The 21,750-nt window shown below is 72.4% G+C and carries 21 protein-coding genes and 1 tRNA gene; 19 read left to right on the plus strand and 3 right to left on the minus strand.

The window, feature by feature from the left end; genetic code table 11:
• The first annotated feature begins 119 nt into the window (after positions 1–119).
• The 8 genes from ABGB11_RS01195 to ABGB11_RS01230 all read left to right on the plus strand — a co-directional run bounded on the left by ABGB11_RS01195 (position 120) and on the right by ABGB11_RS01230 (position 7,432).
• The gene (locus ABGB11_RS01195) at positions 120–938 is read left to right on the plus strand and encodes a transglycosylase family protein (RefSeq protein ID WP_347627821.1); all 819 of its coding nucleotides are present in this window, start codon (positions 120–122) and stop codon (positions 936–938) included.
• A gap of 16 nt (positions 939–954) precedes the next feature.
• Positions 955–1,836, plus strand: coding sequence for a 16S rRNA (adenine(1518)-N(6)/adenine(1519)-N(6))-dimethyltransferase RsmA (gene rsmA, locus ABGB11_RS01200; RefSeq protein WP_347627823.1), 882 nt, complete (start codon positions 955–957; stop codon positions 1,834–1,836).
• Positions 1,837–1,888: 52 nt separating this feature from the next.
• Positions 1,889–3,037: a hypothetical protein gene (locus ABGB11_RS01205; RefSeq protein WP_347627825.1), complete on the plus strand. Its 1,149-nt coding sequence runs from the start codon at positions 1,889–1,891 to the stop codon at positions 3,035–3,037.
• Between the two features lie 21 nt (positions 3,038–3,058).
• Positions 3,059–3,988 carry a 4-(cytidine 5'-diphospho)-2-C-methyl-D-erythritol kinase gene (locus ABGB11_RS01210; protein WP_347627827.1) on the plus strand — a complete coding sequence of 310 codons (930 nt, stop codon included), beginning with the start codon at positions 3,059–3,061 and terminating at the stop codon, positions 3,986–3,988.
• 127 nt (positions 3,989–4,115) lie between these two features.
• Complete coding sequence (locus tag ABGB11_RS01215; RefSeq protein ID WP_347627829.1) at positions 4,116–4,256, plus strand: hypothetical protein; 141 nt, start codon at positions 4,116–4,118, stop codon at positions 4,254–4,256.
• A 44-nt stretch (positions 4,257–4,300) separates the two neighbouring features.
• Positions 4,301–4,507 (plus strand): hypothetical protein, encoded by a 207-nt coding sequence (locus ABGB11_RS01220; RefSeq protein WP_347627831.1) that lies wholly within the window; start codon positions 4,301–4,303, stop codon positions 4,505–4,507.
• A 49-nt stretch (positions 4,508–4,556) separates the two neighbouring features.
• On the plus strand, positions 4,557–6,317 hold the full coding sequence (locus tag ABGB11_RS01225; protein ID WP_347627833.1) for an ABC-F family ATP-binding cassette domain-containing protein: 1,761 nt from the start codon (positions 4,557–4,559) through the stop codon (positions 6,315–6,317).
• The gene (locus tag ABGB11_RS01230; protein WP_347627835.1) at positions 6,314–7,432 is read left to right on the plus strand and encodes an amidase; all 1,119 of its coding nucleotides are present in this window, start codon (positions 6,314–6,316) and stop codon (positions 7,430–7,432) included. The genes ABGB11_RS01225 and ABGB11_RS01230 overlap by 4 nt, the downstream gene beginning before the upstream one ends.
• 5 nt (positions 7,433–7,437) lie before the next feature.
• Here ABGB11_RS01230 and ABGB11_RS01235 read toward each other — a convergent pair whose 3' ends face one another.
• Entirely contained in the window at positions 7,438–7,926 is a 489-nt protein-coding gene (locus tag ABGB11_RS01235; protein WP_347627837.1) for a MarR family transcriptional regulator, read from the minus strand.
• 136 nt (positions 7,927–8,062) lie between these two features.
• Here ABGB11_RS01235 and ABGB11_RS01240 point away from each other — a divergent pair, with 136 nt between their 5' ends.
• A complete protein-coding gene (locus ABGB11_RS01240; RefSeq protein WP_347627838.1) occupies positions 8,063–8,833 on the plus strand; it encodes a trans-aconitate 2-methyltransferase in 771 nt (256 codons plus the stop codon).
• Positions 8,834–8,998: 165 nt separating this feature from the next.
• Here ABGB11_RS01240 and ABGB11_RS01245 read toward each other — a convergent pair whose 3' ends face one another.
• Both ABGB11_RS01245 and ABGB11_RS01250 read right to left on the minus strand, forming a co-directional pair.
• On the minus strand, positions 8,999–9,781 hold the full coding sequence (locus ABGB11_RS01245) for a TetR/AcrR family transcriptional regulator (protein WP_347627840.1): 783 nt from the start codon (positions 9,779–9,781) through the stop codon (positions 8,999–9,001).
• Positions 9,782–9,798: 17 nt separating this feature from the next.
• The gene (locus ABGB11_RS01250) at positions 9,799–10,752 is read right to left on the minus strand and encodes a fatty acid desaturase (protein ID WP_347627842.1); all 954 of its coding nucleotides are present in this window, start codon (positions 10,750–10,752) and stop codon (positions 9,799–9,801) included.
• Between the two features lie 424 nt (positions 10,753–11,176).
• Between ABGB11_RS01250 and ABGB11_RS01255 the strand changes: the two genes are divergently transcribed.
• From ABGB11_RS01255 to ABGB11_RS01300, 10 genes are all read left to right on the plus strand, one after another.
• Positions 11,177–11,248 (plus strand) — tRNA-Gln (locus ABGB11_RS01255).
• A 154-nt stretch (positions 11,249–11,402) separates the two neighbouring features.
• A complete protein-coding gene (glmU, locus tag ABGB11_RS01260; protein ID WP_347627844.1) occupies positions 11,403–12,848 on the plus strand; it encodes a bifunctional UDP-N-acetylglucosamine diphosphorylase/glucosamine-1-phosphate N-acetyltransferase GlmU in 1,446 nt (481 codons plus the stop codon).
• 170 nt (positions 12,849–13,018) lie between these two features.
• Positions 13,019–13,999: a ribose-phosphate diphosphokinase gene (locus ABGB11_RS01265; protein WP_347627846.1), complete on the plus strand. Its 981-nt coding sequence runs from the start codon at positions 13,019–13,021 to the stop codon at positions 13,997–13,999.
• A 275-nt stretch (positions 14,000–14,274) separates the two neighbouring features.
• Positions 14,275–14,907 (plus strand): 50S ribosomal protein L25/general stress protein Ctc, encoded by a 633-nt coding sequence (locus ABGB11_RS01270; RefSeq protein ID WP_347627848.1) that lies wholly within the window; start codon positions 14,275–14,277, stop codon positions 14,905–14,907.
• Between the two features lie 78 nt (positions 14,908–14,985).
• Positions 14,986–15,561, plus strand: a complete 576-nt coding sequence (gene pth / locus ABGB11_RS01275) for an aminoacyl-tRNA hydrolase (protein WP_347627850.1) — start codon at positions 14,986–14,988, stop codon at positions 15,559–15,561.
• 303 nt (positions 15,562–15,864) lie between these two features.
• Entirely contained in the window at positions 15,865–17,340 is a 1,476-nt protein-coding gene (locus ABGB11_RS01280) for a sugar transferase (protein WP_347627852.1), read from the plus strand.
• A gap of 102 nt (positions 17,341–17,442) precedes the next feature.
• Entirely contained in the window at positions 17,443–18,408 is a 966-nt protein-coding gene (locus ABGB11_RS01285; RefSeq protein WP_347627854.1) for a 3'(2'),5'-bisphosphate nucleotidase CysQ, read from the plus strand.
• A gap of 154 nt (positions 18,409–18,562) precedes the next feature.
• Positions 18,563–19,480, plus strand: coding sequence for a sulfate adenylyltransferase subunit CysD (cysD, locus tag ABGB11_RS01290; RefSeq protein ID WP_347627856.1), 918 nt, complete (start codon positions 18,563–18,565; stop codon positions 19,478–19,480).
• A 53-nt stretch (positions 19,481–19,533) separates the two neighbouring features.
• Complete coding sequence (locus ABGB11_RS01295; RefSeq protein WP_347628539.1) at positions 19,534–20,796, plus strand: GTP-binding protein; 1,263 nt, start codon at positions 19,534–19,536, stop codon at positions 20,794–20,796.
• A 41-nt stretch (positions 20,797–20,837) separates the two neighbouring features.
• On the plus strand, positions 20,838–21,734 hold the full coding sequence (locus ABGB11_RS01300; protein WP_347627858.1) for a glycosyltransferase family 2 protein: 897 nt from the start codon (positions 20,838–20,840) through the stop codon (positions 21,732–21,734).
• The last annotated feature ends 16 nt before the right edge of the window (positions 21,735–21,750 follow it).

The following is a 21,750-nucleotide window of genomic DNA, read 5'->3' on the forward strand; positions in this document are numbered from 1 at the left end:
GACGTGCCGCCCAGAAGGGGTACGTGAGGGCGTTGAGGTGGCGGAGGACGGGCGCGGGGCTCTAATGTCTGGCCCGTCGAACGGGCGCCCCCGAGCCCGGCCCCCTGGAGGATCCCCCCGTGCCTTGGACAACCGCGCGTCGCGCACCCGTGCCCCGTGCCGTCCCCGTCCTGCTCGCGGCGAGCCTGCTCGCGACCGGGGCCGCGGCGTGCGGCGGGGACGGCGGCTCGGCGTCCCCGAAGACCGTCGCCGACGCGCCCCGCACCAGCGCGCCCGCCCCGCGCAAGATCGTGATCGTGGTCGACGCGAAGAAGACCGAGACGATGACGACCGGCACGACCGTCCGGCAGGTCCTGGAGCAGGCGAAGATCGCGCTCGGGCCGCACGACCTGGTCAAGCCGGCCGCCGACCAGCCCGCCGGGAACATGATCAAGATCATGCGGCTGCTGTCCGCGCCGGTGACCAAGGTCGTGAAGACGCCCGCGCCGACGATCCGCAAGAAGAGCTCGTCGGTCCCGCCCTGGAGCGAGAAGGAACTGCGCAAGGGCCGCGCCGGCATCAAGATCGTGCGGGTCGCCTACGTCCGCCGCAAGGGCAAGAAGGTCAAGAAGGTCATCGCGCAGAAGGTGAAGCGCAAGCCGGTCGCGCGGATCCTCGCGGTCGGCCCGAAGTCGGCGGGCACCGGCGCGGCGGCGCGGCTGAACTGGGCGGGGCTTGCCAAGTGCGAGTCCGGCGGCAACCCGAAGGCCGTGAACCCGGCCGGGTACTACGGCCTCTACCAGTTCTCCATGGCCACGTGGTCGTCCGTCGGCGGCAAGGGCCGGCCGTCGGACGCCAGCGCGGGGGAGCAGACCTACCGGGCGCAGCTCCTCTACAACAAGGTGAACGGCCGCTGGCAGGGCCAGTGGCCCAACTGCGGGAAATTCCTCTTCTCCTAGCTGCGACAATCAGGACGTGGGGGATACCAGGGGGCTGCTCGGGCCGGCGGACGTGCGCGAGCTGGCCGCACGGCTCGGCATCCGGCCGACCAAGACGCTCGGGCAGAACTTCGTCATCGACGCCAACACGGTGCGGCGGATCGTCCGGGCCGCGGACCTCGCCCCGGACGACGTCGTCATCGAGGTGGGCCCCGGGCTGGGGTCGCTCACGCTGGCGCTGCTGCCGGAGGCGCGCCGCGTCGTCGCCGTGGAGATCGACCCGGCGCTCGCCGCCGAGCTGCCCGCCACGGCCGCGGCACGGGAGCCGGAGCTCGCCGCGCGGCTGGAGGTCGTGCACGCCGACGCGATGCGGATCACCGAGGTGCCGGGCCCGCCGCCGACGGCGCTCGTCGCGAACCTGCCGTACAACGTCGCGGTCCCGGTCGTCCTGCACCTGCTGGCCGTCGTGCCGTCGCTGCGGACCGCGCTCGTCATGGTGCAGGCCGAGGTCGCCGACCGGATGACCGCGGCGCCCGGCGGCCGGATCTACGGGGTGCCGTCGGTGAAGCTCGCCTGGTACGGGACGGCCCGCCGGGCGGGGCCGGTCGGCCGCGCCGTGTTCTGGCCCGCGCCGAACGTCGACTCGGGGCTCGTCGCGTTCACCCGCCGCGACCCGCCGCCGACCGCCGCGTCCCGCGACGAGGTGTTCGCCGTGGTCGACGCCGCGTTCGCGCAGCGCCGCAAGACGCTGCGCGCGGCGCTCGCCGGGTGGGCCGGGTCCGCGCCCGCCGCCGAGGAGGCGCTGCGCGCCGCCGGGGTCGACCCGCGGGCCCGGGGAGAAGCGCTGGACGTGGCCGCCTTCGCCCGGATTGCCGAGTATGGTCCTTCACGCCGGGGAGATCGCCCCCGCACCCCCTGAAGCGGTCGCGTCTCGGGGGATCACAGTCATCAGCACGGAGCCGGAGGTCGATGTGAAGGCGCGTTCGCGGACGACGCGGGCCAGGATGCCGATCGTGGCGACGGCGCTGCTCGCGACCGCCGGCATGATCGCGACGGTCGCCGCGAGCTGCGGGGACGGCGCGGGCGCGGCGCCGAAGATCACCACGACCGCGCGGGCGGGCGTGGCGCCCGTCCCGCCGGAGCAGGGCGCCTACTTCGGGGCCTGGGTGCCGCCGGAGGGCACCGGCCTGCCCTCGGACTCGCCGTCCCCGTCCGCGTCCTCCTCGGACTCGCCTTCGGACACGCCTTCGGAGTCGCCCTCGGATTCCGGCTCGCCCTCCGGCTCACCGAGCGGGAAGGACGCCGGCAAGCCCGGCATGGCCCCGGTCGCCGGCTTCGAGCGGCAGCTCGGCCGGCAGCTCGACATCGTGCAGAGCTACCGCGGCTGGAAGAGCGACTTCCCCGGCGCGCTGGAGAAGTCCGTCGCCGGCGGCAACCGCTACCTGCTGCTGACCTGGGCGGGCGCCGACACCCGCGAGATCGTCCAGGGCGAGCACGACGAGCTCATCGAGCGGCGCGCCCGGGCCGTCAAGGCGCTCGGCAAGCCGGTCTTCCTGCGATGGTCGCGCGACATGGACAAGTCGTCCAACGGCAGGCGCGTCCACTCGGCGGACGACTTCATCGCCGCGTGGAAGCACCTGCGGGAGATCTTCAAGCGGGAGAAGGTCGACAACGTGGCGTGGGTGTGGTGCCCCACCGCCCGCGGCTTCAGCGGCGCGAACGCCGGCTCCTACTACCCCGGCGACGACCAGGTCGACTGGATCTGCGCCGACGCCCAGCCCGGCGGCGACTACGACTACCGCGACCTGTCGGAGGCCGTGAAGCTGTTCATGGAGTGGGCCCGCGGGCGCCGCAAGCCCATCATGATCGGCGAGTTCGGGGTGCCGAAGTCCTACGGCATGCGCCGCGCCCAGTGGCTCCGCGAGGCGGCCAAGACGCTCCAGGACCCGCAGGTCAAGGCCGTCGTGTACTTCAACTCCGACGAGCAGGCCGAAAGCGCCCGCGACAAGCGCCGCGCCTACTCGGTGGTGGGCGACAAGCACGCCACCTCCGCGCTCCGGGAGCTCGCGACGACCCCGTACTTCAACCCGCGCAACCTCCCCGTCACCAGCGGCGGTTGACGGTCCCGTAGGGTTTCGCGAGTGAACGCAGTGACGGTACGCGTCCCCGCCAAGGTGAACCTCCAGCTCGGCGTGGGACCGCTCCGCGATGACGGCTACCACGACCTCGTCAACGTGTTCCATGCCGTCTCCCTGTTCGACGAGGTGACCGTCGAACCCGCGGGAGGCCTGGAGGTGCGCGTCCAGGCGGCCCCGCACTCGCGGGTACCGGTCGGCGGTGTCCCGGCCGGCCCCGACAACCTCGCCGCCCGCGCGGCGGGCCTCGTCGCCGCGCGCCTCGGGGTCCGGCCGGACGTGCGGCTGCGGATCCGCAAGGCGATCCCGGTCGCCGGCGGCATGGCGGGCGGCAGCGCCGACGCCGCCGCGGCGCTCGTCGGCTGCGCTCGCCTCTGGGACGACCGGGAGCGGCCCGCCCTCACCCGGGACGACCTGGTGGAGCTGGGCGCGGAGCTCGGCAGCGACGTCCCGTTCGCCGTCCTCGGCGGCACCGCCGTCGGCGTCGGGCGCGGCGAGCGCCTCACCCCCGCCCTCGCCCGCGGGACCTTCCACTGGGTGTTCGCCACCGCCGACGGCGGCCTGTCCACGCCCGCCGTGTACGGGGAGTGCGACCGGCTCCGCGCGGAGGCGGGGGAGGAGACGACCCTCCCGCAGGTGTCCGAGCAGCTCATGACGGCGCTCGCCACCGGCGACGCCAAGGGCCTCGGCGCCGCGCTGACCAACGACCTGCAGCCGGCCGCGCTGTCGCTGCGCCCGTCGCTGCGCCGCACGATCGACGCCGGGCGCGACCTCGGCGCGATCGGCGCCGTGGTCTCCGGCTCCGGCCCCACGTGCGCCTTCCTGGCCGAGAGCGCCGACGACGCCGCCGAGCTCGCGGACGCGCTGGACGGCGCCGGTGTCGCCGAGCAGGTCGTGCGGGCGTCCGGCCCCGTCCCGGGCGCCACGGTCGTATGACAGCGCCCGTATGACAGCGCCGCGGTAGCTGCTTCTGTCACACAAGCGAACTTCCGCCGCATCTCGGGCGTCTCCTACCCGTGACAGCGATTCCCTCCTGCACCGAATCGTCCGGCGAGGTGGAGCGATGACGTACCTGTCCGGGCTGATGGGCGTCGTGGCGGTCCTCATGATGGTGACGCTCGTTCTGCTCGCCCTCCGCCGCGACCGGGCGCTGCGCCGCAACGCGCCCGAAAGGGTCGTGTCCGGGGACGCGGGCGGGCAGTAGGCTCGCCAGGAGCCCCCGGCCCCTCCCCGATAAGGCGAACGCGGATGCTTTCGTTCGGTCTTCTGATCGTGTTGTTCCTCGGGATCGTCCTCGCCGCGGTCCTCGTGGTCGTCGTCGTGGTCCTCGCCACCCGGTCGAAGCGGGAGACGGCGTACCGGCCGCCGGGCGCCCCCTATCCGCCCGGCTCGCCCTACCCGCCGGGCCAGCACGGCCAGCACGGTCAGCACGGCCCGCCGCCGCCCGGGTACTGAGCGCGGGGCCGCGCGGGCGGCGCGGGGAAGGCAATACGCTTGAAGCGTCGTGAATCTGATCAATCTTGAGAACGTCGCCAAGGCCTACGGGCCGTCGCCGCTGCTCGACGGCGTGTCCCTCGGCCTCGACGAGGGCGACCGCGTCGGCGTCGTCGGCCGCAACGGCGGCGGCAAGAGCACCCTCGTGGCCGTCCTTGCACGCGAGACCGAGCCCGACGGCGGCCGCGTCACCCATGCCCGCGGTCTCCGGCTCGGCCACCTGACCCAGCGCGACGCGTTCCCGGACGGCGCGACGGTCCGCTCCGTGGTGCTGGGCGACCGCGCCGAGCACGAGTGGGCGGGCGACGTCCGCGTCCGCGACATCCTCGCCGGGCTGCTCGCCGACCTCGACCTGGACGCCCCGCTCGCCGGCATGTCCGGCGGCGAGCGGCGCCGGGTGGCGCTGGCGCGGCTGCTCGTCCCCGAGTCCGACCTGCTGCTCCTGGACGAGCCCACCAACCACCTCGACATCGAGGCGATCGACTGGCTGGCCCGGCACCTCAGGGGCCGCCGGGCGGCCCTGCTCGTCGTCACCCACGACCGCTGGTTCCTCGACGAGGTCACCGACCGGACGTGGGAGGTCGTCGACGGCCGCGTCGAGCGCTACGAGGGCGGCTACTCCGCCTACGTCCTGGCCAAGGCCGAGCGGGCCCGGATCGCCGCCGCCACCGAGGCCAAGCGGCAGAACCTGCTCCGCAAGGAGCTGGCGTGGCTGCGCCGCGGCCCGCAGGCCCGCACCTCCAAGCCCAAGTTCCGGGTGGACGCCGCGCAGGCCCTCATCGCCGACGAGCCGCCGCTGCGCGACTCGGTGGAGCTGACCCGCTTCGCGACCGCGCGGCTCGGCAAGACCGTCTACGACGTGGAGGACGTGACCGTCGAGCTCGGCGGGCACGACCTGTTCACCCGCATGACGTGGCGGCTCGGCCCGGGGGACCGGGTCGGCCTCGTCGGCGTGAACGGCAGCGGCAAGAGCACGCTGCTGCGCCTGCTGGAGGGGTCCGTCCGGCCCGTCTCCGGGACGGTCGTGCAGGGCAAGACCGTCCAGCTCGCGCACCTGTCGCAGAACCTGGAGGAGCTCGACCCGTCCCGGCGCGTGCTGGAGTCGGTCGAGGAGATCCGCCGCCGCGTCACCGTCGGCAAGCGCGAGTGGACGGCGAGCCAGCTCCTCGAACGGCTCGGCTTCCCGGGCGACCGGCAGTGGACGCCGGTCGGCGACCTGTCCGGCGGCGAACGCCGCCGCCTGCAGCTGCTCCGGCTCCTCATGGGCGAGCCCAACGTCCTCCTCCTGGACGAGCCGACGAACGACCTCGACATCGACACCCTGACCGAGGTCGAGGACCTCCTGGACGGCTGGCCCGGGACGCTCGTCGTCGTCAGCCACGACCGCTACTTCCTGGAGCGCATCACCGACCATGTCGTGGCGCTCCTCGGCGACGGCCGCGTGTCGCTGCTGCCCGGCGGCGTCGACGAGTACCTCCAGCGCCGTGCCGCCGGGACCGCGCCCAAGCCCGCCGCCGTCCGGGACGAGCCGGCGCCGCCGAAGCCGAAGCCCAAGGGCGGCCAGGACTGGAAGGCCCGCAAGGAGCTCGACCGCCTCGAACGCCGCCTGGAGAAGCTCGCCGGGCAGGAGGCCGCCCTGCACGAGGAGCTCGCCGCGCATGCCACCGACTACGCCCGGCTCCAGGAGCTGGACGCGCGGCTCAAGGAGATCCAGGCCGAGGCCGCCGCGGTCGAGGAGGAGTGGCTGATGCTCGCCGAGGACCTCGGGTGACGACCTGGATCGTCGAGACCGGCGAGCCGGGCGACGGTCCCCGCCTCGCGGTCAAGGACGCCATCGACGTCGCCGGCCTGCCGACCACCGCGGGCTGCCGGGCCGTCGCCGAACGCGCCGCACCGGCCGCCGCCGACGCTCCCGTCGTCGCCTCCGCCCGCGCGCAGGGCGCCCGGATCGCGGGCAAGACCAACCTGAACGAGCTGTGCCTGGCCGCCGACGGCGTCAACCCGTGGTCGGGCACCCCGGTGAACCCCCGCGACCCGTCCCGCGTGCCGGGCGGATCGTCCAGCGGCTCCGCCGTCGCCGTCGCCACCGGTGAGGCCGACGTCGCGTTCGGCACCGACACCTCCGGGTCGATCCGCATCCCCGCGGCGTGCTGCGGCGTCGCCGGGCTGAAGACCACGAACGGGCGCGTCCCCCTGGACGGCGTGTACCCGCTGTCGCCGACGCTGGACGTCGTCGGGCCGATGGGGCGCGACGTCGCCGCCGTCGTCCTCGGCATGCGGCTGCTCGAACCCGGCTTCGCACCCGTCCCGTACGACCCGTCGTGGACGGTCGCGCGCCTGCGCGTGGACGGCGTGGACCCCGCGATCGACGCCGCCGTCGACGACGCGCTCCGCCGCCTCGGCCCCATCACCGACGTGACGTCCGCGCACTACGCCGACGCCGCGACCGCCAACGGGTTCATCATCGGCGACGAGGGGCCGCGGCAGAACGCCCCGCTGCTCGCCGACCCGGAGAAGCTGAGCGGGCGCATCGGGCGGCGCCTCCAGCACCTGATCGACGTGTCCCGCGCGGGGAGGCTCGGCTGGGCCCTCGGCGTCCGGACGGCGATCAGGGCCGAGCTGGACGCGATCCTCGCCCGGCACGCCGCGATCGCCCTGCCCGTGCTGCCGTGCGTCGCCCCCGAACCCGGCGAGGACGACGAGTCCGATCTACTCCTCACCACGCTGGTCGGCCAGATCAACGTCGCCGGCCTTCCGGCGTTCGCGCTGCCCGTCCCCCTGCCGGGCTCGCACCTGCCCGCGTCCGTCCAGCTGGTGGGCCCGGCCGGCGGCGAGGAGCGCCTCTGCGGCCTGGCCGCCGCCCTGGAGGCCGCGCTCGCCCCCTGAGCCCGTCACTCGTCGAAGGGGATCAGGAGGGTGCGCAGGAGCCCGGCGAGGGCCGCCTGCTGGTCGGGGGAGAGCGTCTCCAGGATCGCCTGCTCACGGCGCAGGAGGTCGGCGAACGCGGCGTCGACGCGGGTCATGCCCGCCTCGGTGAGCCGGACCTGGACGCCGCGCTTGTCCAGCGGGTCGGGGTGCCGCTCCACCAGCCCGGCCGCGGCCAGCCGGTCGATGCGGTTGGTCATCGTCCCGGACGTCACGAGGGTCGCCCTCAGCAGCCGCCCCGGGCTCAGCTGGTAGGGGGCGCCCGCCCGGCGCAGCGCGGTGAGCACGTCGAACTCCCACGACTCCAGGTCGTGGTCGGCGAACACGGCCCGGCGGGCGCGGTCGAGATGGCGGGCCAGCCGGGACACGCGGCTCAGCACCTGCAGCGGCCGGACGTCCAGGTCCGGACGCTCGGTGTTCCACGCCTCGACCAGCCTGTCGACCTCATCGCGCATGCCGACACCCTACCTGTCTTGATATCGAGAAACAGGGGTCCGCGGGCGTCCGTCCGGCCGCCGCCCGGCCGGGATTCTTGACATCAAGATAGGGGGTGCGGCACCATGTCTCTTGATGTCGAGACAAAGTGGAGCCGTGTGGGATCCCGTCCAGTACGGGATCTTCAGCGACCAGCGCTCCCGGCCCTTCGCCGAGTTGATCGGGCGGCTCGGCGGCCCGCCGCCCGCCCGGGTCACCGACCTCGGCTGCGGGTCCGGCGAGCTCACCGCCTCCCTCGCGGCGCGCTGGCCGCACGCGGTCATCGACGCCCTCGACGCCTCACCCGAGATGATCGCGGCCGCCCGCGCGCACGAGATCCCCGGTCGCCTCGGTTTCCGGGTCGCCGACGTCGCCACGTGGGAGCCCGAGCGGCCCGCGGACCTCATCGTCTCGAACGCCGTCCTGCAGTGGGTCCCCGAGCACCCCGAGCTGCTGCCCCGGTGGGCCGGCTCGCTCGCGCCCGGCGGGCGGCTCGCCTTCCAGGTCCCCGGCAACTTCGACGCGCCCAGCCACGCGCTGCTGCGCGAGCTCGGCCGCTCGGCGCGGTGGCGCGGCAGGCTCGGCTCCCTCCAGCGGGACGCGCCCGTCCTCGACCCGGCCGGCTACCTCGGCCTCCTCGCCCGCCACGGCTGCGACGTCGACGCGTGGGAGACGACCTACACGCAGGTCCTCCAGGGCGAGGACGCCGTCCTCGAATGGGTGAAGGGCACCGCGCTGCGACCCGTCCTCACCGCCCTCGATCCCGAGGAGGGCGACGAGTTCCTCGCCGAATACCGCGAGCGGCTCAGGCGGGCCTATCCCGCCGCCCCCTACGGGACCCTGTTCCCCTTCCGGCGGATCTTCGTGATCGCGACCCGGAAGACCTAGACGGGATGCCGCCCGCCCGCCGGGGAAGGCGACTCGTTCCCCTGCGGTGCTCGACCCGGACGGACGGGCGGCGTCCGTGAAGCCCGGACTCGCGACCCGAGACCGGCGACCCCTGGCCGGTGGCCGCCCGGACGAACTCCGGCGGCCACCGGTTGCGGCCGGCCGTCACATTGACGGGTCGGCCAGGCCGTCCAGGTCGCGGCGTGCCTTGCGCTGCGCCCGCACGGCGCGCGCCGCCGCCTTCTCCTCGGCCTTCTCCGCCTTCGCCGCGGCCTTCTCGGCGCGCTTCTCCAGGCGCTCCATCTCCTTGCGGCGACGGCGCGGGTCCAGCGACGGCTTCGGCTCCAGGCCGGACAGTCCGTTCCATGCCAGGTTCACTATGTGGGCGGCCACGTCCTCGCGGCGGGGCTTGCGCACGTCCAGCCACCACTGGCCCGTGAGCGCCACCATGCCGACGAGGCTCTGTGCGTACAGCGGCGCGAACTTGTCGTCGTAGCCGTGCCGGTCGAACTCCTGGGCCAGTATGTACTCGACCTCACCGGCGATCTCGCTCAGCAGGCTCGCGTAGCTGCCGGTGCCCGTGCCGCCGTGCGAGTCGCGCACGATGATCCGGAACCCGTCCGGATGCTCCTCGATGTACTCCAGGAGCGCCAGCGCGGCCTTCTCCAGCTTGCTCCGGTAGTGGACCGCCGAGTCGAGGGAGTCCGTCACGAGCCGCAGCAGCCGTTCGAACTCCCGGTCGACGACGACCGCGTACAGGCCCTCCTTGCCGCCGAAGTGCTCGTACACCACGGGCTTGGAGACACCGGCCGCCGACGCGATCTCCTCCACGGAGGTCCCGTCCAGCCCGCGCTCGGCGAACAGCGTCCGGCCGATGTCGAGAAGCTGCTCGCGTCGTTCCTTGCCGGTCATCCGCTTTCTGCGGGGCCTGGGAGCGGGTTCTGTCACGGAATCAATTGTGACGGTCAAGCCGCCTGCTTCGTGCGCTTCGAGGCGAGCCTGTCGCGGTTCGGCCACCGGACGTCGTAGGCGAGGCCCATCTTCTCGAACGCCCAGATGATGCGCGCGCTGATGTCGATCTGGCCCTTGAGCACGCCGTGCCGTGCGCAGGTCGGGTCCGAATGGTGCAGGTTGTGCCACGACTCGCCCAGCGACGGGATGGCCAGCCACCAGACGTTCCGGGACTTGTCGCGGACCTCGAACTCCTCCTTGCCGAAGGTGTGGCAGATCGAGTTGATCGACCACGTCACGTGGTGCACGAGCGTGATCCGCACGAAGCCGGCCCAGAAGAGGGCGGTCAGGAAGCCCGTCCACGACATCGTGACGAGCCCGCCGAGCACCGCGGGCAGCAGGAACGAGACCGCCACGAGACCGGGGAACGCGAGATGGATGCGCCGGATGTCGCGGTCGTTGAGCAGGTCCTTGGCGAACCGCTGCTTGGACGTCCGGTTGGCGTCGAACAGCCAGCCGTAGTGCGCCCAGGCCAGCCCCTTCGTCAGCGCCTTCCAGTCGTTGCCGAACCGCCACGGCGAGTGCGGGTCGAACTCCTTGTCCGAGTGCTTGTGGTGCCGCCGGTGGTCGGCCACCCAGGTGATGACCGGCCCCTCGATGGCCAGGCTCCCGGCCAGGGCCATGAAGATCTTCAGGCCGCGCCGGGCCTTGAACGACCCGTGCGTGAAGTACCGGTGGTAGCCGACCGTGATGCCCGCGGCGGACAGCACGTAGAAGACCGCCATGAGCACGACGTCCGTCCAGCCCAGGAACCGGCCCCAGGCGAGCGGTACGGCCGCGAACAGGGCCAGGAAGGGCACGCCGGTGAACACGGCGACCAGCACGCGTTCGGCGTTGCCCTGCTGTTCGGGCGCGAGCTCGGGACGCCGCTGTGGGCGGGGAGGATCCATGGTCGGAGCAGTTGTCATGCGTCACCACTTCCTGTGACTCGAGGCAGCCTTACCTACGCTACCGTAACCTACGGATCCGTAAGTTGCCCAGTAGCGAACGGTTTAAACAGCGGGAAACTGCCCCAATGGCCACATATCTCTCAGGTATCCGGCACCTGACCTGGCGTCCTGCGGACCCCCGGTGACGTTCCTCTCACCAGGGTGAACGCCCCGCGCGAGGTGAACGTCCGCGTGCCGGCCGGCCGTCGACGGTGCCGTGGCGCGGTATGGGGAGGGGCTGCCCGATAACGGCGGTTCTACGCCGATCGCGGCAAATCGCCCGGTGGTCCGGTCCGGCCGCGGGCCCGGCGCCATCGCCGCAATGCGGTGGGATCACCGGCGCCGGTGTAGGTATCGTTGGGGCCGGTCGGTCCGCGGCTCTGTGCGGGTCCGTCCACTCCGATCCGGCGTGGTGTAATCGGCAGCACAAGGGTTTTTGGTGCCCTTAGACAAGGTTCGAGTCCTTGCGCCGGAGCTGACAGGTCTTTACGCGGATGCCGGTCCGGGTGGGCGGCGGGGTGACAGGAGCGGGACGGGCGGTATCCTGCCCGTATCGGGTCCGCCGTGTGCGATGTCGCAGGTGGGCGGGTCCGTCGTCGATCCCGTCCGCGATGCCGAGGAGCCTCCTTGTGAGTGCTGCGAGCCGCCCGGCCGCCGTCATCGTTCTCGCCGCGGGCGAGGGCACCCGGATGAAGTCCCGTACCTCCAAGGTCCTGCACGAGCTGTGCGGGCGCTCCATGCTCGGCCACGTGCTGGCCGCCGCCCGCGAGCTGGAGCCCGAGCGGCTCGTCGTGGTCGTCGGGCACCGGCGCGAGCAGGTCGTCGCGCATCTCGCCGAGCATGCGCCGGACGCCGAGGCGGCCGTCCAGGAACGGCAGGGCGGCACCGGCCACGCCGTCCGGATGGCGCTGGAGCAGACCGGCGCGCTGACCGGCACGGTCGTGGTCACCAACGGCGACCACCCGCTGCTGCGCGGCGAGACGCTGCTCGCGCTCGTCCGGGCCCACGAGGACGAGGGCAACGCGGCGACCGTCCTGACGACCGAGATGCCGGACGCGACCGGCTACGGGCGGATGGTCCGCGCGGCGGACGGCAGCGTCGAGGCGATCGTCGAGCACAAGGACGCCACCGCGGAGCAGCGCGCGATCAACGAGATCAACGTCGGCATGTACGCGTTCGACGGCGCGCTGCTGGCCGACGCCCTGAAGCGGGTGACCACCGACAACGCCAAGGGCGAGGAGTACCTCACCGACGTCGTGGCGATCCTGCGCGGGGACGGCCACCGGGCCGGCGCGCACCTGGCCGCCGACTGGGTGGAGACCCAGGGCGTGAACGACAAGGTCCAGCTGGCGCAGGCGCGCCGGCAGCTCAACGACCGGATCGCCGAGGCCCACATGCGGGCCGGAGTGACGATCATCGACCCGGCGTCCACCTGGATCGACGTCGGGGTGACCGCCGAGCCGGACGCGGAGATCCACCCGGGGACGCAGCTGCACGGCCGGACGCACCTGGGCGAGGGCGCCCGGGTCGGGCCGGGGTGCACGCTGACCGACACGGTCGTGGGCGCGGGCGCGTCGGTGATCAACGCGGTGTGCGTGGAGGCCGAGATCGGGCCGGAGGCGTCGGTCGGGCCGTACGCGTACCTGCGGCCGGGGACGCGGCTGGCCCGCAAGGCGAAGATCGGCACGTACGTGGAGACCAAGAACGCCGACATCGGCGAGGGCACCAAGGTGCCGCACCTCACGTACGTGGGCGACGCCGAGATCGGCGAGGGCTCCAACATCGGCGCGAGCTCGGTGTTCGTGAACTACGACGGTGTCCGCAAGCACCGCAGCGTCATCGGGTCCCACGTGAAGGTCGGCAGCGACAACATGATCGTGGCGCCCGTGACGGTGGGCGACGGCGCCTACACCGCGGCGGGCTCGGTGATCGTCCAGGACGTCCCGCCCGGGGCGATGGCCGTCGCGAGGGCGCGGCAGCGCAACGTCGAGGGCTGGGTCGAGCGCAAGCGGCCGGGGACCCCTGCGGCGGAGGCGGCCCGCCGGGCGAGGGACGGCGAGGAGGGCGCGCCGTAGCCCGGCGCCCGATGATGACTGCCCCGCGCCCATGCGGGGATGGGGAGGACAGCGGCGTCTTCCGTGACAAGAGAGCGACCCGTGCACCGGACACCTTCGCGGTGCGCGGGCGAAGTGGGGACGACACCCCATGAGTAGGGCACAGTTCCATGGAGGGGGAGTTGTCAGAGGTGAGTGGGATCAAAGCGAGCGGTCAGAAGAAGCTGATGCTCTTCACCGGCCGAGCCCACCCGGACCTGGCCAGGGAAGTAGCCGACAACCTCCACGTCGATCTGACGCCGACGTCCGCCTACGACTTCGCGAACGGTGAGACGTTCGTGCGGTTCCTGGAGTCGGTCCGCGGCTCCGACGCCTTCGTGATCCAGAGTCACACCGCTCCCATCAATCAGTGGATCATGGAGCAGCTGATCATGGTGGACGCGCTCAAGCGCGCGTCGGCGAAGCGCATCACGGTGGTGGCGCCGTTCTTCGGGTACGCGCGGCAGGACAAGAAGCACCGCGGCCGCGAGCCGATCTCGGCGCGGCTGATGGCGGACCTGTTCGTCACGGCGGGCGCGGACCGGCTGATCGCGGTCGACCTGCACACCGCGCAGATCCAGGGCTTCTTCGACGGCCCGGTGGACCACCTGTTCGCGCTCGACCTGCTGGCGCAGCACTTCGAGAGCCGGCTGGACACCTCCCAGGTGACGGTCGTCGCGCCGGACGCCGGGCGGGTGCGGGTCACCGAGCGCTGGAGCGACCGGCTGGGCGGCGTCCCGATGGCGATCATCCACAAGAAGCGCGACCCGGACGTGGCGAACGAGGTCAAGGTCTTCGACGTCGTGGGCGAGGTCGAGGGCCGCACCTGCGTCGTGGTCGACGACATGATCGACACCGGCGGCACGATCGTGAAGGCGGCGGACGCGCTGTTCGACCACGGCGCCACGAAGGTCGTGGTGGCCGCAACGCACGGGGTGCTGTCCGGCCCTGCCGTCGACCGGCTGAAGAACTCGCGGATCTCCGAGGTGGTGCTGACCAACACGCTGCCGATCCCGGAGGAGAAGCAGTTCGACAAGCTGACCGTGCTGTCCATCGCGCCGCTGGTGGCCCGCGCGATCAACGAGGTGTTCTCGGACGGCTCGGTGACGAGCCTCTTCGGCGGTCACAGCTAGCGGGCCGGGCGGGTCCGGCGGCGTCGCGCCGCCCCGGGCCCCGGGCGCGGGAGGCCGCCCCGGGGCCCAGGGCAATGCCATGAATGCGCTAAGCTTGTCGAATCCGCGTATGCCCCGGGTCGTTCAGTGCGGCGTCGGGACAGGGGTCGTACTCCCCGGGCAACGCAACGAATCTTCGAGGCGCCTGACGCATCGAGCATCGCCTGATTCGCTCTGTCCGCAGCGGACGTCCAGTGCCGGACGGCCGTGGATCGCAACATTGAGGAGTTTTCGCCGTGTCCGAGGTACGCATTGCCGCCGAGCCGCGCACCGAGTTCGGTAAGGGTGCCGCGCGGCGCACCCGCCGGGCCGGCAAGGTGCCCGCCGTCCTCTACGGTCACGGCACCGACCCGCAGCACATCTCGCTGCCCGGTCACGACCTGATGCTCGCGCTGAAGACGCCGAACGTGCTGCTCACCATCGAGGGGCTCGAGGACGGCGCCTCGCTGGCCCTGCCGAAGGACGTGCAGCGCGACCCGATCAAGGGGTTCCTGGAGCACGTCGACCTGCTGCTGGTGAAGCGCGGCGAGAAGGTCGTCGTGGACCTTCCGGTCAACCTGGTCGGCGACGTCGTCGCGGGCGGGGTCGTGCAGCAGGAGGTCGTCCAGGTGTCGGTGGAGGCCGAGGCGACCCACATCCCGCAGGCCGTCGACCTGCCCATCGACGGCCTTGAGATCGGCACGCAGGTGCTGGCCGGCGACCTGAAGATGCCGCCCGGCACCACGCTGATGCTCGACGCCGAGGCGCTGATCCTGCAGATCGCGGACGCGACCGCGTCCGCGGGCGAGACGGAGGCGGCGCCCGAGGGCGAGGCCGCGGAGGCGCCGGAGGAGGCTCCGGCGGCCGAGGCGGACGAGTCCGCCGAGTAGGTTCGCGGGTAGGCGAAGACCGCCGACGGCCCCCGGGGTGTGCGCACCCGCGGGGGCCGTCGGCTATGAGGAGTACGGGTGAGCGCGGATCTCTGGCTGGTCGTGGGGCTCGGCAACCCGGGGCCGTCGTACGCGAAGAACCGGCACAACGCGGGCTTCATGGTGCTGGACGTCCTGGCGGCGCGGGCCGGGGGGAGGTTCAAGTCGCACCGGGCGCGGGCGGACGTGCTGGAAGGGCGGCTCGCGGGCGTGCGGGCGGTGCTGGCGAAGCCGCGGTCGTTCATGAACGAGTCGGGCGGCCCGGTGAAGGGGCTGCTGGACTTCTACAAGGTCCCGGTCGAGCGCCTGGTCGTCGTCCACGACGAGCTGGACATCCCGTTCGGCGCGGTGCGGCTGAAGCAGGGCGGCGGCGACAACGGCCACAACGGGCTGCGGTCGATCACCAGGTCGCTCGGGGCGAAGGACTACCTGCGGGTGCGGTTCGGGGTGGGCCGGCCGCCCGGGCGGATGGACGCGGCGGCGTTCGTGCTGAAGGACTTCTCCGCGGCGGAGCGCAAGAGCCTCGACCTCGAGGTGGACCGGGCGGCGGACGCGGTGGAGGCGCTGCTGACCGACGGGCTGGGCGCGGCCCAGAACGTCTTCCACGTGGGGTGACCGGATCCGGCCGCCGCGAACTTCAATCCGGTCGGTATAGGGACAGACCGGACGGGCTCTGTTTCATCTGGAGGGGCGCCCCCCGGACCCCCCGACCAATACGTCCGCTTAGGTGTGCGTTCGGCCCCGTTTGCATGCGCTGTTGGGCGGATGACCGCGTTCTGCCCGTGACCACGGTAAAGCGGTCGTAGGATGCACGTCGGACGAGGTTCGGGATGCGTGTGAACCTCAGGCGACCTTCAGCCGTCTTCGGTGTGAATCGCGCTGACGGGGCGCGTGTTACAGGGGATTGGTGAGTGGTTTATGGCCGTCGTTGACAAGGTCCAGGCCGAGTCATCGATTCGCCATGAGCAGAAACGCGCGTCCTCGCAGAGCTGGAGCGGATCCTACCGGCGGCTCGCACTGTGCCTGGACTTCGCCAGCATGCTGATGGCCGGCGTGATCGCGTTCGTGCTGAGGTTCCCGGGCGTCCCGACCGAGCTGAACGCGCCGTACGTGGCGCTGACGGTCGTCCTGCCCGTGGTGTGGGTGCCGACGCTGGTGCTGTGCCGGGCGTACCAGCCGCGGTACGTGGGCGTCGGCTACGAGGAGTTCCACCGTGTGCTGCGCGCCGGGTTCATCCTGACGGCGGCGGTCGCGATCGTGGCGTACGCGACCAAGACCGAGGTCGCGCGCGGCTACGTGGTGATGGCGCTGCCGCTCGGGACCTTCCTGGCCCTGGTGGAGCGGTACCGGCTGCGCAAGTGGTTGCACAAGAAGCGCTGGAACGGCGAGTGCATGCGCCGGGTGGTCGCCGTCGGGCACCGGACGTCGGTGGCCGACCTGATCCGGCTGCTGCAGAAGAAGCGCTACCACGGGATGGACATCGTCGCGGTGTGCCTGCCGCCGGCGCTGGTGTCGGGGGACGACGCGGTCGCCGAGGTGGAGGGCGTGCCGGTGCTGGGCGACTTCGCCCAGGCCGCGGCGGTCGCCGAGCGGATCGGCGCCGACTCGGTGGCGGTGCTGGCGTGCCCGGAGATGGACGGGGTGGCGCTGCGGCGGCTGGCGTGGCAGATCGAGCGCAACGACGTCGAGCTGGTCGTGGCGCCGGCGCTGATGGACGTGACCGGCCCGCGGATCTCGATCCGGCCGGTGTCGGGCCTGCCGCTGCTGCACGTGGAGCACCCGGAGCTGGACGGCGGCCGCAAGGTGCTGAAGGGGCTGGTCGACCGGGTCGCGGCGCTCGCCGGGATCGTGCTGCTGAGCCCGCTGATGGCGCTGATCGCGGTGCTGATCAAGCTGTCCGGGAACGGCCCGGTGCTGTTCCGGCAGACGCGGGTCGGGCGCGGGGGACGCGAGTTCACCGTGCTGAAGTTCCGCACGATGGTCCAGGACGCGGAGGCGCGGCGGCTGGAGCTGCTGTCCGCCAACGAGAACGACGGCGTGCTGTTCAAGATCCGGGAGGATCCGCGGGTGACGGCGGTCGGCCGCCGGCTGCGCCGCTACTCCCTGGACGAGCTGCCGCAGCTGTTCAACGTCCTGCGCGGCGAGATGTCGCTGGTGGGCCCGCGCCCGCCGCTGCCGGAGGAGGTCGCGCAGTACGGCGGCGACGTGTACCGGCGGCTGGTCGTGAAGCCCGGGCTGACCGGCCTGTGGCAGGTGAGCGGGCGCTCCGACCTGTCGTGGGAGGAGTCGGTGCGGCTCGACCTGCGGTACGTCGACAACTGGACCCTGGCGCTGGACCTGCAGATCATGTGGAAGACCTGGTCGGCGGTGGTCCGGGGGTCGGGCGCGTACTAGCCCGCCCGGTGGGCGGGACGGCGACCCTGGCGCGCGGTCCCGTCGGGTACGCATGAGAAAGTGGACCGAGCTGACCGATCGAGTCGGGAATGTGGTGCAGGGATGACCAGGGCGGGCGCGGCGGACGACCACGTGCTGGCGGCGGAGCTCGCCGCCACGGCGGGCCGGTTGCTGCTCGGCGTGCGGGACCAGGTGGGCTTCGCGGACGCGCGGGTCCTCAAGGACACGGGCGACCTGCGGGCGCACGAGTACCTCATGGCGGCGCTCGCGGAGCGCTGTCCCGGCGACGCCGTCCTGTCGGAGGAGGGGCGGTCGTCGGCCGCCGGGAAGCGGGCGGAGGGCGACGACCGCGCCCCGACCCGCAACACCGCCGACGCGGACCGGCTCACGGCGGACCGCGTGTGGATCGTGGACCCGCTCGACGGCACCCGGGAGTTCTCCGAGGAGGGCCGCCGCGACTGGGCCGTCCACGTGGCGCTCTGGGAGCGCGGCGAGGGCGGCGCGGGCCGGCTCGCGGCGGGGGCGGTGGCGCTGCCCGCGCAGGGCCTGACGCTTCGCACGGACGCGACCGGCGGCGCGTCCCTCGTCCGCGCGGACGAGGGCGCCGCGGACCCGCTCGCGGCCGGGCCGGGTGCGGCGCGCGACGCGCCGCCGCGCGAGGTGCCCCTGCACGTCCCGGCACCGGACGCGGGCAAGCTGCGCATTGCGGTGAGCCGGACGCGCCCGCCCGAGTTCGTGCGGCGGCTCGCCGAGAAGGTGAGCCTCGACGTCGAGCTGGTGCCGATCGGGTCCGCGGGGGCGAAGATCTCCGCGGTGCTGCTCGGCGAGGTCGACGCGTACGTGCACGCGGGCGGCCAGTACGAGTGGGACTCCGCGGCCCCGGCGGCGGTGGCGCTCGGCTCCGGGGCGCACGCGTCCCGGATCGACGGGTCGCCGCTGGAGTACAACCGGGAGGACCCCCGGCTCCCGGATATCCTGGTGTGCCATCCCATGTCGGCGTCGACGCTGCTGACCGGCATCCGGGACCTGCTGCCCGGCGGGGGGCCGTTCCCCCGCCGAGCATCGTGAACGGCGCCCTGCCCGATCGCCGGCCTGACTGACCGTCCATCCCATGGGCGGGACTGATTCCCGGCGGGCGGGCGTTCGATCCGGTGGGAAGGCAAGTGCCCGTCCCGTGCCACCGGTTGCATCTGCCAGAACAGCGTGGAGAGAGCCCCAGACCATGCAGCGTTGCGATTACCTGCTGTCCCAGCTAGACGTGCTCGAAGCCGAGTCGATCCATATCTTCCGGGAGGTGGCGGCCGAGTTCGAGCGGCCGGTGCTGCTGTTCTCGGGCGGCAAGGACAGCATCGTGATGCTGCGGCTCGCCCAGAAGGCGTTCTGGCCGGCGCCGATCCCGTTCCCGGTGATGCACGTCGACACCGGCCACAACTTCCCCGAGGTGATCGAGTTCCGCGACCGGCGGGTCGCCGAACTCGGCGTCCGGCTGATCGTCGCGTCCGTGCAGGACGCGATCGACAGCGGCCGGGTCACCGAGCAGAAGGGGCGCCGGGCGTCCCGCAACCGCCTCCAGATCACGCCGCTGCTGGACGCGATCGAGGAGAACCAGTTCGACGCGGCGTTCGGCGGCGCCCGCCGGGACGAGGAGAAGGCCCGCGCCAAGGAGCGGGTCGTGTCGTTCCGCGACGAGTTCGGCCAGTGGGACCCGAAGAACCAGCGCCCGGAGCTGTGGAACCTGTTCAACACCAGGATCGTCCAGGGCGAGCACGTCCGCGTGTTCCCCCTGTCGAACTGGACCGAGCTGGACATCTGGGACTACGTCCGGCGCGAGCGGCTCGAACTCCCGCCCATCTACTTCGCGCACACCCGGCGCGTGTTCGAGCGCGACGGGCTGCTCCTGGACGCCGAGACGGGCTACGCCAACCGCGCCGACGACGAGCCGGAGTTCGAGGCCACGGTCCGCTACCGGACGGTCGGCGACGCGTCCTGCACGGGCGCGGTGAAGTCCGGCGCGGCGACGCTGGACGAGGTGATCGAGGAGATCGCGGCGACGCGGATCACCGAGCGCGGCCAGACCCGCGCCGACGACCGCACCAGCGAGGCCGCGATGGAGGACCGCAAGAAGGAGGGCTACTTCTGATGGCCAGCACGGACCAGGCCGCGACCGGGCCCGCGAAGACGCCCGCCAAGACGATGGACCTCCTGCGGTTCGCCACCGCCGGCAGCGTCGACGACGGCAAGTCGACGCTGATCGGCCGGCTGCTGTTCGACTCCAAGTCGATCTTCGAGGACCAGCTGGAGTCGGTGGAGCGCACCAGCACCGAGCGCGGCGAGGAGTACACGAACCTGGCGCTGCTGACCGACGGTCTCCGGGCCGAGCGGGAGCAGGGCATCACGATCGACGTGGCGTACCGGTACTTCGCGACGCCGCGCCGCAAGTTCATCATCGCCGACACGCCGGGGCACATCCAGTACACCCGCAACATGGTGACGGGCGCCTCGACCGCCGACCTGGCGATCATCCTGGTGGACGCCCGGAAGGGCATCCTGGAGCAGTCGCGGCGGCACGCGTTCCTCACCACGCTCCTGCAGGTCCCGCACCTCGTCGTGGCGATCAACAAGATGGACCTGGTCGACTACGACCGGGCCGTCTACGAGCAGATCGTGGACGAGTTCACCTCCTTCGCCTCCAAGCTGGAGGTGACGGACCTGACGTTCATCCCGATCTCGGCGCTGCACGGCGACAACGTCGTCGAGCGCAGCGTGAACATGCCGTGGTACGAGGGGTCGTCCCTGCTGCACCACCTGGAGCACGTCCACATCGCCTCCGACCGCAACCTGATCGACGTGCGGTTCCCGGTGCAGTACGTGATCCGGCCGCACGCGTCCACCGACCCCGACCTGCACGACTACCGCGGCTACGCGGGCCAGGTCGCGGGCGGCGTGCTCAAGCCGGGCGACGAGGTCGTGCACCTGCCGTCCGGGCTGACCACGACCATCACCCACATCGACGGGCCGGGCGGGCCGGTCGCCGAGGCGTTCGCGCCGATGTCGGTGACGCTCCGGCTCGCCGACGACATCGACATCTCCCGCGGCGACATGATCGCCCGTCCGAACAACCGTCCCGAGGTCGCGCAGGACATCGACGCGATGGTCTGCTGGATGACCCCGGACCGCACCCTCACCCCGCGGTCGAAGCTGGTCATCAAGCACACCACCCGCACGGCGAAGGCGATGGTGAAGGACCTGCACTACCGCCTGGACGTCAACACCCTGCACCGCGACGAGCAGGCGGAGGGTCTCGGCCTGAACGAGATCGGCCGCATCTCCCTGCGGGTGACGCAGCCGCTGTTCGTGGACGACTACGGCCGCAACCGCCTCACCGGCGGCTTCATCCTGATCGACGAGGCCACCAACAACACCGTCGCCGCCGGCATGATCACAGGCGCGCGCTGACCGGACGCCCCCCAACTCCACAATGACAAGGCAGGCCCTCGATGCCACCATCCGTCGGAGTCGTGCTCCCCACGCACAACCGGCCGGAGCTGCTGCGCCGCGCGCTGGAGTCGGTGCTCGCGCAGGACTACGACGGTGAGCTGCGCGCCGTCGTCGTCTTCGACCGGGCCGAGCCGGACGCCTCGCTCGCCGGCGACCGCGTCGAGGTCATCGCCAACACCCGGGAGCCGGGCCTCGCCGGCGCCCGCAACTCCGGCATCCTCCACCTGGACACCGACCTCGTGGCGTTCTGCGACGACGACGACCAGTGGCTGCCCGGCAAGCTCACCGCGCAGGTGAAGGCGCTGGAGGGCGAGCCGGACGCGGTGCTGTGCAGCTCCGGCATCCTGATCGACTTCGACGGGCGGGAGCTGCCGCGGCTGGCGGGGACCGGCCGCGTCACCTACGACGCCCTGATCCGCGACCGGATGATGAGCGTCCACTCGTCCACCTACGTGGCGCGCCGGGAGCCGCTGATCGAGATCGGCATGGTGGACGAGACGATCCCCGGCAGCCAGGGCGAGGACTGGGACCTGGCGCTGCGCGCCGCCCGCCGCCACCCCGTGGTGAACGTGGACGAGCCGTACGTGCGGGTCCTGTGGGGGCTGACGTCGTACTACGCGCAGGCGTGGGAGACGAAGGTGGCCGCACTGGAGTGGTTCCTGGAGCACTACCCCGAGATCGGCGCCGAGGCGGGGGCCGCCGGACGAGTCTACGGGCAGCTCGCGTTCGGGTGCGCGACGGTCGGCCGCCGCAAGGACGCGCTGCGCTGGTCGGCCCGCGCTCTCAAGGCGAATCCGACCGAGCGCCGCGTCCCGTTCGCGCTCGCGGTGGCGTCCGGCGTCGTCTCGGGGAAGCGCGTCCTGCTCGCCCTGCACACCCGGGGACGCGGCATCTGATCTGCCCCTGATCCGG

It is taken from the genome of Actinomadura sp. B10D3 (assembly GCF_039871695.1).
GTDB lineage: Bacteria > Actinomycetota > Actinomycetes > Streptosporangiales > Streptosporangiaceae > Spirillospora > Spirillospora madurae.

What these genes read in the sequence shown, in the direction of transcription:
- ABGB11_RS01250 (WP_347627842.1), bottom strand. Translation starts at nt 10,752, where the DNA reads ATGACAACTGCTCCGACCATGGATCCTCCCCGCCCACAGCGGCGTCCC.
- ABGB11_RS01235 (WP_347627837.1), bottom strand. Translation starts at nt 7,926, where the DNA reads ATGCGCGATGAGGTCGACAGGCTGGTCGAGGCGTGGAACACCGAGCGT.
- ABGB11_RS01215 (WP_347627829.1), top strand. Translation starts at nt 4,116, where the DNA reads ATGACGTACCTGTCCGGGCTGATGGGCGTCGTGGCGGTCCTCATGATG.
- ABGB11_RS01220 (WP_347627831.1), top strand. Translation starts at nt 4,301, where the DNA reads ATGCTTTCGTTCGGTCTTCTGATCGTGTTGTTCCTCGGGATCGTCCTC.
- ABGB11_RS01285 (WP_347627854.1), top strand. Translation starts at nt 17,443, where the DNA reads ATGACCAGGGCGGGCGCGGCGGACGACCACGTGCTGGCGGCGGAGCTC.
- cysD (WP_347627856.1), top strand. Translation starts at nt 18,563, where the DNA reads ATGCAGCGTTGCGATTACCTGCTGTCCCAGCTAGACGTGCTCGAAGCC.
- ABGB11_RS01280 (WP_347627852.1), top strand. Translation starts at nt 15,865, where the DNA reads ATGGCCGTCGTTGACAAGGTCCAGGCCGAGTCATCGATTCGCCATGAG.
- ABGB11_RS01295 (WP_347628539.1), top strand. Translation starts at nt 19,534, where the DNA reads ATGGACCTCCTGCGGTTCGCCACCGCCGGCAGCGTCGACGACGGCAAG.
- ABGB11_RS01300 (WP_347627858.1), top strand. Translation starts at nt 20,838, where the DNA reads ATGCCACCATCCGTCGGAGTCGTGCTCCCCACGCACAACCGGCCGGAG.